General features: G+C 47.3%; 13 protein-coding genes. 7 read left to right on the top strand and 6 right to left on the bottom strand.

Going from position 1 to position 13,293, the window contains the following annotated elements; all coding sequences use genetic code 11:
- Positions 1-326: 326 nt before the first annotated feature.
- Positions 327-752 carry a hypothetical protein gene (locus ABW391_RS26120; protein ID WP_353484852.1) on the bottom strand — a complete coding sequence of 142 codons (426 nt, stop codon included), beginning with the start codon at positions 750-752 and terminating at the stop codon, positions 327-329.
- A 4-nt stretch (positions 753-756) separates the two neighbouring features.
- A complete protein-coding gene (locus ABW391_RS26125; protein ID WP_353484853.1) occupies positions 757-1,095 on the bottom strand; it encodes a hypothetical protein in 339 nt (112 codons plus the stop codon).
- 41 nt (positions 1,096-1,136) lie between these two features.
- On the opposite strand from ABW391_RS26125, the gene ABW391_RS26130 reads away from it, so the two are divergent.
- Together ABW391_RS26130 and ABW391_RS26135 are read left to right on the top strand one after the other, a co-directional pair.
- On the top strand, positions 1,137-1,598 hold the full coding sequence (locus tag ABW391_RS26130) for a hypothetical protein (protein ID WP_353484854.1): 462 nt from the start codon (positions 1,137-1,139) through the stop codon (positions 1,596-1,598).
- A gap of 6 nt (positions 1,599-1,604) precedes the next feature.
- The gene (locus ABW391_RS26135; RefSeq protein ID WP_353484855.1) at positions 1,605-2,618 is read left to right on the top strand and encodes an LLM class flavin-dependent oxidoreductase; all 1,014 of its coding nucleotides are present in this window, start codon (positions 1,605-1,607) and stop codon (positions 2,616-2,618) included.
- Here the strand turns inward: ABW391_RS26135 and ABW391_RS26140 are convergent.
- Positions 2,597-3,760 carry a DUF5009 domain-containing protein gene (locus tag ABW391_RS26140; protein WP_353484856.1) on the bottom strand — a complete coding sequence of 388 codons (1,164 nt, stop codon included), beginning with the start codon at positions 3,758-3,760 and terminating at the stop codon, positions 2,597-2,599. The two genes, ABW391_RS26135 and ABW391_RS26140, sit on opposite strands and share 22 nt — an antisense overlap.
- A gap of 105 nt (positions 3,761-3,865) precedes the next feature.
- Between ABW391_RS26140 and ABW391_RS26145 the strand changes: the two genes are divergently transcribed.
- On the top strand, positions 3,866-5,155 hold the full coding sequence (locus tag ABW391_RS26145) for an asparagine synthetase B (protein ID WP_353484864.1): 1,290 nt from the start codon (positions 3,866-3,868) through the stop codon (positions 5,153-5,155).
- A gap of 28 nt (positions 5,156-5,183) precedes the next feature.
- Here the strand turns inward: ABW391_RS26145 and ABW391_RS26150 are convergent, their stop codons facing one another.
- Positions 5,184-6,122, bottom strand: a complete 939-nt coding sequence (locus tag ABW391_RS26150; RefSeq protein ID WP_353484857.1) for a LysR substrate-binding domain-containing protein — start codon at positions 6,120-6,122, stop codon at positions 5,184-5,186.
- Between the two features lie 414 nt (positions 6,123-6,536).
- On the opposite strand from ABW391_RS26150, the gene uxuA reads away from it, so the two are divergent.
- Positions 6,537-7,721: a mannonate dehydratase gene (gene uxuA, locus ABW391_RS26155; protein ID WP_353484858.1), complete on the top strand. Its 1,185-nt coding sequence runs from the start codon at positions 6,537-6,539 to the stop codon at positions 7,719-7,721.
- A 90-nt stretch (positions 7,722-7,811) separates the two neighbouring features.
- On the top strand, positions 7,812-9,917 hold the full coding sequence (locus tag ABW391_RS26160; RefSeq protein ID WP_353484859.1) for an alpha-glucuronidase family glycosyl hydrolase: 2,106 nt from the start codon (positions 7,812-7,814) through the stop codon (positions 9,915-9,917).
- A gap of 71 nt (positions 9,918-9,988) precedes the next feature.
- Here the strand turns inward: ABW391_RS26160 and ABW391_RS26165 are convergent, their stop codons facing one another.
- Entirely contained in the window at positions 9,989-10,432 is a 444-nt protein-coding gene (locus ABW391_RS26165) for a DUF4174 domain-containing protein (RefSeq protein ID WP_353484860.1), read from the bottom strand.
- A 63-nt stretch (positions 10,433-10,495) separates the two neighbouring features.
- On the opposite strand from ABW391_RS26165, the gene ABW391_RS26170 reads away from it, so the two are divergent.
- Together ABW391_RS26170 and ABW391_RS26175 are read left to right on the top strand one after the other, a co-directional pair.
- Positions 10,496-11,320, top strand: coding sequence for a helix-turn-helix domain-containing protein (locus tag ABW391_RS26170; protein ID WP_353484861.1), 825 nt, complete (start codon positions 10,496-10,498; stop codon positions 11,318-11,320).
- A 98-nt stretch (positions 11,321-11,418) separates the two neighbouring features.
- A complete protein-coding gene (locus tag ABW391_RS26175) occupies positions 11,419-11,913 on the top strand; it encodes an SgcJ/EcaC family oxidoreductase (protein ID WP_353484862.1) in 495 nt (164 codons plus the stop codon).
- A 68-nt stretch (positions 11,914-11,981) separates the two neighbouring features.
- Here ABW391_RS26175 and ABW391_RS26180 read toward each other — a convergent pair whose 3' ends face one another.
- Complete coding sequence (locus ABW391_RS26180) at positions 11,982-13,187, bottom strand: serine hydrolase domain-containing protein (protein ID WP_353484863.1); 1,206 nt, start codon at positions 13,185-13,187, stop codon at positions 11,982-11,984.
- Between the last annotated feature and the right edge of the window lie 106 nt (positions 13,188-13,293).

Here is a 13,293-nt window from a genome sequence, read left to right on the forward strand (position 1 = left end):
TACCTTATTTTTGGTGTTATTGAAGCCTTAGCCTGACGGCCATGGTCTGTAGACGTGCGTAACTAAAAGAAAATGAGCATATTAATTTTAATTTACTCCGCTACGACCAGCCCTTCACCGGCATCTCTGGCCTGACTGCAGCCCCTGCCCAAAAAGCAGGCAACATCAGCCAGATCGCCTCGCGTGTACGTGGCCGCGAAGCACAGATCATGTCCTACTCCTACGACTACCTCAGCCGCCTGAGCAGCTCCACCTTTCACAACTACTCGGACGCAGGGGTGATCTCTGGCACTACGCGATGTTAAGACGAGACAAAATCTAAAACCTTATCCAAAGACCCCCTCAATCCGCTGTTTCATCTCCTCAACCGTCACCTCTCCCTCTATCCATTCCTGAATCAAAGCAGTACACTGTGCTCTTGTTTCCACGGTAAGCACTGTATAAATCACCAATTCATCAACTGCCACTTGCCCTTCTTCCAGTTCAATGGTATCGAGCCATGCCGTGGTAAGAATATTGTCTTCAATTTCATTCGGATCAATCTGAATGACCCGAACTGCCCGATTTTTCTCTAGGATATATGCACTGAAAATTGGATTGCCATCATAGTCATTGGCATCATTGATATAAGCACGGTACACAAAACCATGTGCTGCGGCCAATTGGTCAAACAAGTGCTTCCAATACGTTTTAGCTAAACCGTATATCCGACGGTCTTCTAAAAAATTAGCGTAAAGAATTTGTGGTGCCATGACTTTATGAGTAAAAGTACCAAAGCAAAACTGCCATTAAGAATATGGTTACAAAAGCGGTTCCTCCTAGTATTTCGATGTCGATACGAGTCTTTTCTTTGACATTAACAAAGGCTTTCTTTTTGATCGCATCTACTCCTCCATTAACATTTTCAATGTAGCGTTTGGCCTGCTGAATTTGTTTATCGCGTGCTTTCAACTCTTTAGATGTCAGCAACTTCTTAAGTTTATCCAACAAGTTTAGCGCATCCTCTTTTGATAAAGGCTCATCTTGTGCCCAAGATACTGATTTTTCTAAATCTTTGCCTTGGGCTTGTATGCGTCCTCGATGCGGCTTCGACATTTTGGTGTATTTTAGGAATGTTTTACTGAACACCAAAATAAATGAAAAAATTCCAGACCAGTACCATTATCTGCATGCCTACAGACGTGCGTAATCAAAAGAAAATGACTTCTTTAGTCTTTAAAGCCAAACCCTTCACCGGCATCTCTGGCCTGACGGCAGCCCCCGCCCAAAAAGCGGGCAACATCAGCCAGATCGCCTCGCGCGTACGTGGCCGCGAAGCCCAGATCCTATCGTACAGCTACGACTACCTCAGCCGCCTGAGCTCCTCCACCTTCCAAAACTACTCGGATGCTGGCGTGATCTCTGGCACCGACAACTACAACGAAAACCTTACCTACGACCTGCGCGGCAACATCCAAACCTTGCAACTCCAGTTCTTCATTGCTTTGTACGAAAAGATGCTTCGCATAAAACTATTCCAGGCTCCATCAGGTTCTATCCAAATCAGATGGGCAAGCTCCGCTGGTTTAAGCGCTTGCCCGTTTGATTTCAACAAATAATGCACCATGAAGAATATTCCGGTATCTGTATTAGAATTAGCGGTGGTTTCAGACGGGGATAATGCAGTTACAGCAATCAGGAATACAGTGGAAGTTGCTCGGCATACGGAATCGCTCGGTTACAAAAGAATCTGGCTAGCCGAGCATCACAATATGGAACACATTGCCAGTTCGGCTACGACTTTGTTGATTGGGCATATAGCCGGATTCACAAAAGGGAAAATTCGGGTAGGTTCTGGCGGTATCATGCTGCCCAACCACAGCCCTTTAGCGATAGCTGAACAGTTTGGAACGCTGGCGAGTATCTATCCTGGCAAAATTGATTTGGGGCTTGGAAGAGCTCCGGGAACCGACCAGCAGACAGCCCTGGCCTTGCGCAGAAACAATGCGTATGTTGAGTATGATTTCCAGGCCGAGATTCTGCAACTGCAAAAATATTTCAGCACCGACAACAAATTGTCCAAAGTAAGGGCCTTTCCGGGAGAAGGAGTGGAGGTGCCTATATGGATTTTGGGTTCCAGCACCGACAGTGCCTACCTTGCGGCCAGTTTGGGCTTGCCGTATGCCTTTGCAGCCCATTTTGCACCAAGACTGTTCAAGTCGGCCATAGAGATTTACCGAAAGAATTTTCGCCCTTCTTCCCAACTGGAAAAACCTTATGTAATGGCTTGTGTAAATGTGCTGGCTGCCGATACGGATGAAGAAGCTGAGTTTTTGTCTACCAGCCTGTACAAATTGTTCCTGGGCATCATTACCAATGAGCGAAAACCATTGCAAGCCCCGGCACCATTGCCTGCTATTTTTAATAATCCCGAGGTGCAACAGGCCATTCAAAGCATGATGTATTACACTTTCACCGGGAGCGAACAAACCCTGCAAAGGGAATTGTCGGCATTTGTAGCCGAAACAGGCATAGATGAATTGATGATTACCAGTCACATTTATGATAAAGCGGCAAAGCTTAAATCGTTTTTGATCGTGAGTGAGGTGATGAATAGTCAGATCTTCAGCCCAATTTGAATCCGATTGAGCAAACCCGTAAATTGAATGACGAATAATGCAAAGAGTGTGGATTTCAGTAGCCCGATCGCTCCATCCGTCAATACCGCAGGCAAACTCCAGCCCAACAGCTCCACAAAAGCATACGCAAAATAAGGCATCAGGTAGCAGGTCAAAGTACTCGATCCCGCTGGAGCAATGAAAGCTGCCCAGCTGGTACGCCCCTTTACATCCGCAATAAAATGCAGTAGTACAAAGGCCAGGATGCTTATCCCCGCGCAGATGCTCGTCCAGGAAGGTGTGGCACGAATTTTCGAGATGCCCCATTCGGGTCTGGTGGCGAAACCAAAAACAATCAGTATGAGGGCTACCCCAAGCAGGCTGGGAATTAGCCACTTCAATTGAGCTTTGGCCGCTAGTTGAGTATACATCACCGTGGTCAATACGCCCAGCATCACACTGGCGTGGGTGGATGCGCTGACCACCAATTGCAAATCGACCCCAAGCAGCCGAACAAATTCGTTGACATTGAGCAGCAACAACCCAATGCAGGCTACTGCCAACCACCATACTTTATCCCCAATCCACAAATAAAGCAAAGCAACCAGTAAATACGCCCAGCCGATCAAACCCAAAATACCCCACCAATGGATCATCATCCAATTGCCCGACGCACTTTGGTAAATGGACGCCAAAAAGGCCAAAATGATCCAGCCCAAAATTTTGACCAAAATAGTCGGTACTACGCCAAAGACCATAGGATTGCGGTAATTGTTCCAAATGAGCATAAAGGCCAGGGCCATCAATATTTGCCAATATTCCTTGCGAATCAGCAACTGGGCAGCGTCGATGTTTTCCAGGTTGACCATAAACAAGCCCATGACCAACAAAGCGAAGGTTCTGCTAAGGATGTGCAGCATCACCGAAACTTTGGAGGCTCCTTTTTCTAACCTCGCCTTCACAGCGTGTGGAATGGATAGCCCTACAATGAATAAAAAAGCAGGAAACACCGCATCAGACAAACCCATTCCATCAACCTCAGCAGCGGTATGCAGTAGCCAACGGGGAACATGGCTCAAACTCCAGAGGTCATTGACAAAAATCATCAATAACATGGTCAATGCCCGCAGGATGTCGATGGAGTGTAGGCGCTGGTTTTTCATGCTTAAAAATAACAAAAGTCTTTAACTTGCAGAAAGTCAAGTTCAATCACTCCAGAATGATTCGATTTTTCTAACTTTTCGCTAAACATGCTAAATCAAGAAGAGATGATTAAAAAAGGTTTGTTGGTTATGGGGCTAATCGCTGCAGTCATCGGGCCGCTTAAAGCTGCTTATTTGTTACTGCCAATGGATGCAGACAAACAAAAGCAGCACCTCAAGGCTTATGGAATCACTTATTGGGTGTTGAACAACGGGGTGGAAGCCTGGTGGTTGCTCAATTACCGAGGGGGGAGCTTTGCCTTTGAACACAATAAACTTTTTGAAAAAGAATGCCTAACCAGAGGGGTAAGCTATGAAATCATTCCCGATGCACAATTCAAAAACATACTCGATCAAATCGCCAATCCTGAGGTGAATATGGAGGCAATGAAACTGGAAAAGGCGCCCAAAATTGCAGTATACACCCCCGAAGTGGACGGAAAAGGCAAAGCCATCCAGCCTTGGGAGGATGCAGTTACACTCGTACTCACCTACGCTGAAATTCCCTTTGACATGTTGTATGATCGAGAAGTGCTCCAGGATAAACTCCCTCAATACGACTGGATACACCTGCACCACGAAGATTTTACAGGGCAGCTTGGCCGCAATAATCGCGGCTATAGAAATGCTTCCTGGTATGAGGAATACAAGCAAAGATCTGAAGATTTGGCTTATAGCATGGGGTACAAAAAAGTATCGCATTCCAAACTGGCCGTCGTCAAAAAAATCCGGGAATGGGTAGCCGGAGGTGGTTTTATGTTTGCCATGTGCTCGGCTACAGAAACTTACGACATAGCACTGGCCGCAGACGGGGTGGATATTTGTAATGAAATTTTTGACGGAGATCCTGAAGATCCCAATGCACAGGCCAAACTAGATTTTAATAAAACTTTTGCCTTTAAAAACTTTACCCTGGCCGATGGTCCTAACGGGCATAACTTTTCTACGATTGATGTTGGTCGCGGATGGTCGCGAAATGTAGCGCCTCAGCAAGATTATTTCACCTTGTTTGATTTTTCGGCCAAATGGGATCCCGTTCCTTCCATCCTCACGCAATGCCATACCCGAACCATCAAAGGGTTTATTGGGCAAACCACCGCATTTAGAAAACAATACTTGAAAACGAATGTCTTGCTTTTGGGTGAAAACAAAGCGCAAAACGAGGCCCGTTACATTCATGGCATTTTTGGTAAAGGCTTCTGGACTTTTTACGGGGGTCACGATCCTGAAGATTACCTGCACCGCATCGAAGACCCGGAAACCGACCTGAGTTTACACCCCGATTCTCCAGGTTATCGCCTGATTTTGAACAACATCCTTTTCCCCGCAGCAAAGAAAAAAGAAAGGAAGACGTGATGGGATAAAAACCTTAGCCTGCTTCGCCTCACCCAATCTCCAACACCCTTCTTGCCTTCTCCTCCCTCAAAAAACCAGGCAAATTTCCCATGATCGACTCCCTCAGTGCCGCCAACAACCTCCGCTTCGCAAAATGTGGATGCGTCAGCAAACTGATCTCCCGTACCGGGGCGGGTGCCTGAAAAAAACGCACGTATTGCATTTGATCCTCGTCTAGATCCAGCACTGCCAATTGGGGCAAAATGGTGATCCCCGAGTGATTCTCTACCAGGCGCCGCAAGGTTTCCAGGCTGCCTGCTTCGTAGGCGATGTTGCTCCAACCGCTTTGCGCCTTTTGGAGGGCACAAAGATTGACCACCTGATTGCGCAGGCAATGTCCTTCTTCCAGCAATACCAGTCGGTTAGGGTCAATGTCTTCGGTGAGCAGGAAGCGTTTTTCCAAAATCGATGTCTCGTGGGGGGCATAGGCTACAAATTCTTCGTAAAACAGGCAATCCTTCACAAAAAGACCTTCCTCTGCCGGGGTTGCCAACAGAATGGCATCCAATTGCTCGCGTTTGAGCAGTGCCAACAAGTTTTCAGTAGTCCGCTCATGGATATGCAACTTGATTTCGGGAAATTTTTCCGAAAAATCCTTTAGAAACAACGGCAGCAAATAAGGCGCCAGCGTTGGAATGATTCCCAGGCTGAACTCGCCACTTTGGGCTTCGCAATGGTCGCTGACCATCAGGCGCAGGGCCTCCGTTTCGCGCAAGACCCGCCGCGCTTGTTGGATAAAGGGCACCCCCAACTCGGTCGGCACCACGGGTTGCTTGCTGCGGTCGAAGAGTTTTACCCCCAATTCATCCTCCAGTTTTTGCAAGGCAGCACTCAACGAGGGTTGAGCAACGTGACATTCTTCGGCAGCAATGGAAAAACGGCGGTGGTTGTCTAGTGCGACTACATATTCCAGTTGTTGTAAGGTCATCTATTCAATAGTTTTTAGCTATTCAAAGATAGGAACTATTATTTAAAGTGATTTAAAAAGATAAAAATACACCCACCCAGCTTCAAGTAAATTGATATTCACCACTTATAAATTTTGCCAAACAGTGTAAATTCGCTAATTGATTGGGCGTGGAGAAAAAAAACTTCAAAATATTTTACGCAATCGATTTCGTAAATCAAAATCCTTTTCCGACATTTACCGCTGGTAAGCATTTTATCTTCAGTAGAACATTGTAATACACTACCAAACTACAAACAAACAAACATTAAGCTTCGCTTTGGCACTGTGGATCAATGCACTTGAATTGAGGTGACATGATCTGCGGTGCCGAAAGCTTTGATCTCGCCAAGCACAAGCTCTGAAACTTCTTCCTCCAATAAAAGTCAGGTAAATATGATACAAACCATGCGCTGGTTTGGGCCCAATGACCCCGTTGCCCTTGCGCACATTCGTCAAGCGGGTTGCACTGGGGTCGTCACGGCCTTGCATCAAATTCCGGTAGATGAAGTCTGGTCGCCCGAAGCCGTCGCCGCACGGATTGCGATCATCGACAAAGCAGGGGGGCTGTATTGGTCAGTGGTCGAAAGCCTGCCCGTACACGAGGACATCAAAAAAGGCCTGCCCAGCCGCAACCTGTACATCGCCAATTATCAGGAGTCCCTGCGCAACCTGGCGGCCTGTGGCATCCGCACGGTGTGCTACAACTTCATGCCCGTACTGGATTGGTCGCGTACCGATTTGGTGTACGAATTGCCCAATGGTGCCCGAACCCTGCGCTTTGTGTGGCAGGATTTTGCGGTGTTTGACCTGTGTATTTTAAAGCGGCCTGGTGCAGAAAAGGACTATACACCGGAAGTGCAAAAAGCTGCCATAGACCAGTTTGCCAGTATGTCCGACGAGGCCAAACAAAAGCTGCAACAAACGGCTTTGCTGGGGTTGCCGGGTTCTGAAGAAGCCTTTAGCCTGGAAAATTTTCAAAGCCTGCTGGATGCCTATGCCCACATTGGCGATGCTGAACTGCGGCAAAACCTATACTATTTCATTCAGCAAGTTGCTCCGGTAGCGGAAGAATGCGGCATCAACCTGTGCATTCACCCCGATGATCCGCCACGGCCATTGTTGGGTTTGCCACGGGTGGTGAGTACCGCAAGCGATTTGCAACAATTGCTGGATGCCTGCCCAATTCGCGCCAATGGGATTACTTTTTGCACGGGTTCTTTGGGCGTGCGGGCCGACAACGACCTGCCCGCCATGTTCATTCGTTTTGCGGATCGGATTCATTTTATCCACCTGCGCGCCACCAAGCGGGAAAACAACCCGCTGAATTTTCACGAAGCCGATCACCTCACAGGCGATGTGGACATGTATGCGGTGGTAAAAGCCATTGTGCTGGAGGAAAATCGCCGGGCTAACTTGGGGCAAACGGATGCCCAAATTCCTTTCCGCCCCGATCATGGCCACCAGATGCTGGATGATTTGGAAAAGAAGACCTATCCTGGTTATTCGGCGATCGGGCGCTTGAAGGGGCTGGCGGAGATTCGGGGACTAGAACTTGGTATTCAGCTCAGTATACAATAATGAGAGCTTGGATTAACCGTGACTAGGCAAAGGTTTTCACTCCCAGTATCTCTATTTAAATTGTTGCATTACAGCTATAAACACATCAACATGATACGCCTTTTTTGCTTATTCAGCTTTCTCATCATTGGTTTTTGCGCCAGCGCCGACGACGGCTACCGCCTCTGGTTGAAATACGACTTGATCAAAAACACCAGCGTTCGTACGCAATACCAGACCTTTACGCAGTACATCACCTATACCGGTACTGACGCTGTGTCCCAAACAGCAGCTCAAGAATTACAAACCGGCTTACAAGGGCTGTTGGGCAAAAACATCCGTTTGCAAAACACGGCAAGCAGTGCCCCCAGCGGCATCAGTTTGGTACTCAATGCCAGTCCTCAAGTCAATCTGGGCAAGGAAGGTTTCAGCATTGCCCTCCAGAACAATCGTTTAGTAATCAGCAGCAACACTCCATCCGGCCTCCTGTACGGCGCATTTGCGTTGCTGCGCAAAATCCAAACCGCTACCCCACTGAGCAAAATCCCCGAAACAAGTACTCCCCGCATTCAATTGCGCATGCTCAACCACTGGGACAACACCAACGGCACCATTGAACGTGGCTACGCCGGTGCTTCCCTTTGGAAATGGTACGAACTGCCCGAAAACGTTGATCCCCGTTACCGCGATTACGCCCGTGCCAACGCCTCCGTCGGCATCAACGCTGTTGTGGTAAACAACGTCAACGCCAGTGCCCGCTTCATGAGCCGTGAGTATTTGCTCAAAGTCAAAGCCCTGGCGGACGTATTCAGACCATATGGCATCAAGATTTTCCTATCGGTGAATTTTGCTGCACCAAAAATTCTGGACAAATTCAAGAATTCTGACCCACTCGAACCCGCTGTTCGCCAATGGTGGGTGGAGAAAGCCAAAGAAATATACGGCATCATCCCGGATTTTGGCGGATTCCTGGTCAAAGCCAACTCGGAGGGCGAACCCGGGCCCCAGGATTTTGGACGTACCCATGCCGATGGTGCCAATATGCTGGCCGAGGCAGTAGCACCTTTCAAAGGCATCGTGATCTGGCGGGCATTTGTGTACAAAGCTGATCCCAAAGGCGATCGTTTCAAAGCGGCTTACGAAGAATTCAAACCTCTGGATGGCGCTTTTTTGCCGAATGTAGTGGTGCAAGTCAAAAATGGGCCGATCGATTTTCAGCCCCGCGAGCCATTTTCTCCGCTTTTTGGCGCGATGCCCAAAACGCCGCTGGCGATGGAATTTCAAATCACGCAGGAATACCTGGGTTTTTCCACCAACCTGGTTTACCTCGCACCCTTGTTCAAGGAATGCTTAAATACCGACACCTACGCCAATGGACCAGGCTCTACCGTTGCCAAGGTCATTGATGGCAGTTTGCACCAATACCCCATCAGCATCATTGCGGGGGTAGCCAATACGGGTTCCGACCGCAACTGGTGTGGCCACTTGATGTCGCAATCCAATTGGTACGCCTTTGGTCGCCTGGCCTGGGATCACCAATTGAGCAGTAGCCAGATTGCCGAAGAATGGATTCGCATGACCCTCATTCAGGAAGCCGGCGGCGTAGCATCCATAGTATCCATTATGGAAGTCTCGCACGGTGTGTACGTCAATTTCACCACTCCATTGGGGTTGCACCACATCATGGGGCAAAACATTCATTTTGGCCCCGAGCCCTGGCTGGAACGCAGTGCCCGTCCCGATTGGACTTCCATTTATTACCATCGCGCCGATTCGATCGGCCTGGGTTTTGATCGCGGCGTCAATGGCAGCAATGCGCTGAGTTTGTACCATCCCGATGCCATTAAGCAATGGAGCAATGTGGATGCTTGCCCCCTACCCTATTTGCTCTGGTTTCACCATGTGGCTTGGAATAAAAAACTGTCCACTGGCCGTACCTTGTGGGAGGAGTTGTGCGGACGTTATTACACGGGAGTTGAATCCGTTGGTCTGATGCAAACAGCGTGGTCTACCCTAAAAGGCGATATAGATGCCGAGATCTTTGCGGATGTAAGTGGCCGATTGGCGGCACAGCAACGAGAGGCGCTGTGGTGGCGGGATGCTTGTGTCTTGTATTTTCAACAGTATTCCAAAATGCCAATTCCAGCACCATTAGCACCACCTACCCGGACTTTGGAGGAGATCAAAGAGTTGGTGCGGATGTATCAGTTGAAATGATGAAGTCAAGCAAGTGACACCATCTAAACTAAAGCCCCAGATTCCTACAATAGTTGGGTTTCTCTAGCGGTCTATTTTCTTTTTTTCTCTGCTTGGCGCATCGGCATGGCATCGATGGTATCAAAGAGTACGGCAGGAGCAATCGGCTGCTTTGTTCTTAATTTTGCAGTGCCATCCTTGCCGATGAGAATGACCATAAAAGTTTCTTTTCCAACTTTGTAAACTTCATACAAATGCCTGGAATCGGCTGCAGAAAATTCTATATTGCCTTTTGGGGTCAGCACTAGTACCTTTAGGTCGCGGTCAGCTAGCCCAGCACGTTCAGCATCGAGCAAAGACAGTTGATCAACGAGGCGATTGTCGGGAAGATCGGGTGCAAAAATTAATAAAACCCGATTTTTCCAACGATAAGGATCCAGTTGTTGGGCAAAAAGAGTGGAGCTACCCAATACTCCAAGAGCAATGAAATAAATGAAATGAAACGATGAGCTGCGGTTATAATGGAGCATATGCATAGATAATAGTCTTAAATTGAACCCTAAATAGAGGCCTTTTGTTCAGCGATAAAATCACTCAACATGGTTCTGCATTTTATACCCCATCCAGCTCTGCAGCATTTTGTAAAAAAAATCATCCTGGTGCGGTACCAACTGGATGCCAGCCAACCCAGACCCATCACCCCTTTCCCTCCTCAACCAGCACATTGTCTTTATTTTTATCCTTATGACAAAATTATTTCGCGAAACTATGCCGATCAAAAGATTGAAGAACAGCCGCATGCTACACTAATTGGCCCTCAATTGTCGCGGGTAGATCTTACCATGGGCTACAACATGCTGGTGATCATGGTTCTTTTTCAACCAGGTGGTATGCACCGTTTGCTGGGCATTCCAATGGCAGAAATGCTCAATCAACCCTTTGATGCAGCTTCTATTTTAGGCAATGACATTGACGAAATTACGGAACAGCTCAATGAAGTGTTGGACTTTAACAAAATGATTGCTATCGTGCAAAATTACTTGCTGTACAAGAGCAAAAAAACAAAAGCTATCCTTCCGATTGAGCAGGTATTGGCAAAAATGGCTAATCTGGAAAGGTTCAGCAATGTTGATCATTTGGCCAAAGAAGCCTGTGTCAGTGTGCGTCAGTTGGAGCGTCAGTTTAAGGAAAGGATTGGCATTTCACCTAAGTTGTATGCCCGACAAACCCGTTTTTCCAAAGCCTGGATAATGCACGAAACCAATCCCAAGCAGTCGTGGTCTCAAATTGCTTATGCTTGTCATTACGCCGATCAGATGCACATGATCCGGGATTTTAAAGAATTTGTAGATGGAACGCCTTCCACTTTAAAAAGCGATTTAGAAAAAACGCATTTAAGGCTTCAAGGCACTTCCCTTCTCTAATTATACTGTAACTGCAAGATGTCGCATTTGATCTATACCTGAGGCAATCCGGGCGCTACTTTTGTGTCGTAATTGTTTATTAACCAAAACAAAACTTCATGAAAACCATTGCTCTATTGACCTTTGCGCTTTTGCTTAGCTTCGTAACTTTTGGCCAAAGCGCTCAAGATGAATTGGATGTACGCGCGGTGATCAAAACCATGGAAACAGCCTGGAATACACACGATTATTCTTTTACAGGCAAAAATGACATTTTTGACTCCAATGCGGCAGTAATCAACCCTGTAGGAATGTACTGGAAAAACAAGGCTGAAATCATCAAAGCACTACAGGCTTTTGGCGAGACCAGATTTAAATACACTTCCACCCAGTACAACGTCAAAGCCGTTAAATTTTTGGCACCCAGCGTTGCTTTGCTTACGATGAGCGCCAAAGACCTGGTCGAACAGGATTTCCAAGGTGGCAAAAAAGGAGACAGCTTAGAGGGCATGTATTTCATCACCCTTCTTAAAGGAGGAAATGGCTGGAAGATTACCTCTCTACAGGTTACGGACGTCAATGTAAATGCCGCGCCAATGAATCCGATTAAGTAAGTTACTCCCTTTCGAGTCCAGGAAAGCCACTAATAAAGTTGGCTTTTCTGGACTCGAATTCTTTTGGATCACAACTGCTCCGCCACCCAATACAAAAACGCATCGGGTCCAAGGGAGGAGTTGCTCCAGCTTCTTCCCATGCGCACAATCACCACATTTTTGGTGGGGTGTACAAATACAAATTGATTGAACACTCCCGCTGCATAAAATGCCGGCGAACGGTAAGCCACACGGTACATTTTCCCTCGGCCATCGCGAGAAGGGCGCGCATTGAGTATGCTGCGGTAAGGAGTCTGTTGCTGAAATTGTAGCGCCTCGGTCGAATCCCGAAAAGTACGGGAAGAAGGCCGACTCCACCACTGGTTTTTGTACCCGCCATATTCTTCCATCAATCCTGGATCAGTACACGCTTTTACCCAGGCTTCAGACACAATCTGCTGCCCATTCCAGTTGCCTTTCTTCAGGTACAAGCGTCCGAATTTGGCAAAATCGCGGGTGGTGGCATTGATGCAACAAAAAGCCCTGACGGTTTGGTGGGCATCGGTATTCCAGTTGGCATCGCTTTCCATTTGTAGGGGCGTCCAAAGTTTGGCTTGGAGGTAGCTCTGGAGTTTTTGGTGGGTGGCACGCTCTACAATCAAGCCCAACAACTGAGTATTCAGGCTTTTGTATTCTTTTTCTCCTGGTGCCTTGGCCGATTTGGTTTTGAGTACAAGCCTGTTAACATTGCGCGAAAACGCCAATTTGACCAAATTGCTAAACGGGTTTTGGCCATTTTCCACACTTTTGACCCCACTGCGCATGTCCAAGAGGTGCTGGATGGTCACTTTTTCCAAACGAGGGTCACGTTTTTTCAACTCCGGCAAATAAGCAGTTATCGGTTCATCCAGGCTTTTGATTTTGCCTTCCTCTAAAGCGATGCCCACCAAGGTAGAGACCACCGATTTTGCCACCGAAAAAGAAGGCAGTTGGGTTTCTGGCTTGATGTTTTCAAAGTAGTTCTCGTACAAGACGGAATCATTGCGGATGACCAGGAAGGAATAGGTATGGGTAGGGGCGAGAACGGAATCCAGGATCCGCTTGAGTTTGGCTTTGTTTTCTGCACCACTTTGGAAATGAAATGGTTTCTCCCCTTTTACCAGGGCGCTCGACCGAAAGGAAGACAAGGACTCTAATTTAAAATGGCGGTATTTGTAGGCGGTAACAACATAACAGGACGGCAATTCAAAAAGACAAAACAATAGGAGAAACAGGAGAATGGTTTTGAATTGCATGGTATCATACAGGTTTGAGATTCCAAAACAATAAAAAAATGGATTCAAAGTGAATACACTTTAAATCCATTTTAATCAAAAAATCTTCGTGGAGGCGGCGAGAGTC

It is taken from the genome of Haliscomenobacter sp., from assembly GCF_040403615.1.
Taxonomy (GTDB): Bacteria; Bacteroidota; Bacteroidia; order Chitinophagales; family Saprospiraceae; genus Haliscomenobacter.

Bases quoted from the DNA above. Each gene is read 5' to 3' on its own strand.
- ABW391_RS26160 (WP_353484859.1), top strand. From the start codon at position 7,812: ATGATACGCCTTTTTTGCTTATTCAGCTTTCTCATCATTGGTTTTTGC.
- uxuA (WP_353484858.1), top strand. From the start codon at position 6,537: ATGATACAAACCATGCGCTGGTTTGGGCCCAATGACCCCGTTGCCCTT.
- ABW391_RS26165 (WP_353484860.1), bottom strand. From the start codon at position 10,432: ATGCATATGCTCCATTATAACCGCAGCTCATCGTTTCATTTCATTTAT.
- ABW391_RS26150 (WP_353484857.1), bottom strand. From the start codon at position 6,122: ATGACCTTACAACAACTGGAATATGTAGTCGCACTAGACAACCACCGC.
- ABW391_RS26135 (WP_353484855.1), top strand. From the start codon at position 1,605: ATGAAGAATATTCCGGTATCTGTATTAGAATTAGCGGTGGTTTCAGAC.
- ABW391_RS26120 (WP_353484852.1), bottom strand. From the start codon at position 752: ATGGCACCACAAATTCTTTACGCTAATTTTTTAGAAGACCGTCGGATA.
- ABW391_RS26170 (WP_353484861.1), top strand. From the start codon at position 10,496: ATGGTTCTGCATTTTATACCCCATCCAGCTCTGCAGCATTTTGTAAAA.
- ABW391_RS26175 (WP_353484862.1), top strand. From the start codon at position 11,419: ATGAAAACCATTGCTCTATTGACCTTTGCGCTTTTGCTTAGCTTCGTA.
- ABW391_RS26140 (WP_353484856.1), bottom strand. From the start codon at position 3,760: ATGAAAAACCAGCGCCTACACTCCATCGACATCCTGCGGGCATTGACC.
- ABW391_RS26125 (WP_353484853.1), bottom strand. From the start codon at position 1,095: ATGTCGAAGCCGCATCGAGGACGCATACAAGCCCAAGGCAAAGATTTA.
- ABW391_RS26180 (WP_353484863.1), bottom strand. From the start codon at position 13,187: ATGCAATTCAAAACCATTCTCCTGTTTCTCCTATTGTTTTGTCTTTTT.
- ABW391_RS26130 (WP_353484854.1), top strand. From the start codon at position 1,137: ATGAAAAAATTCCAGACCAGTACCATTATCTGCATGCCTACAGACGTG.
- ABW391_RS26145 (WP_353484864.1), top strand. From the start codon at position 3,866: ATGATTAAAAAAGGTTTGTTGGTTATGGGGCTAATCGCTGCAGTCATC.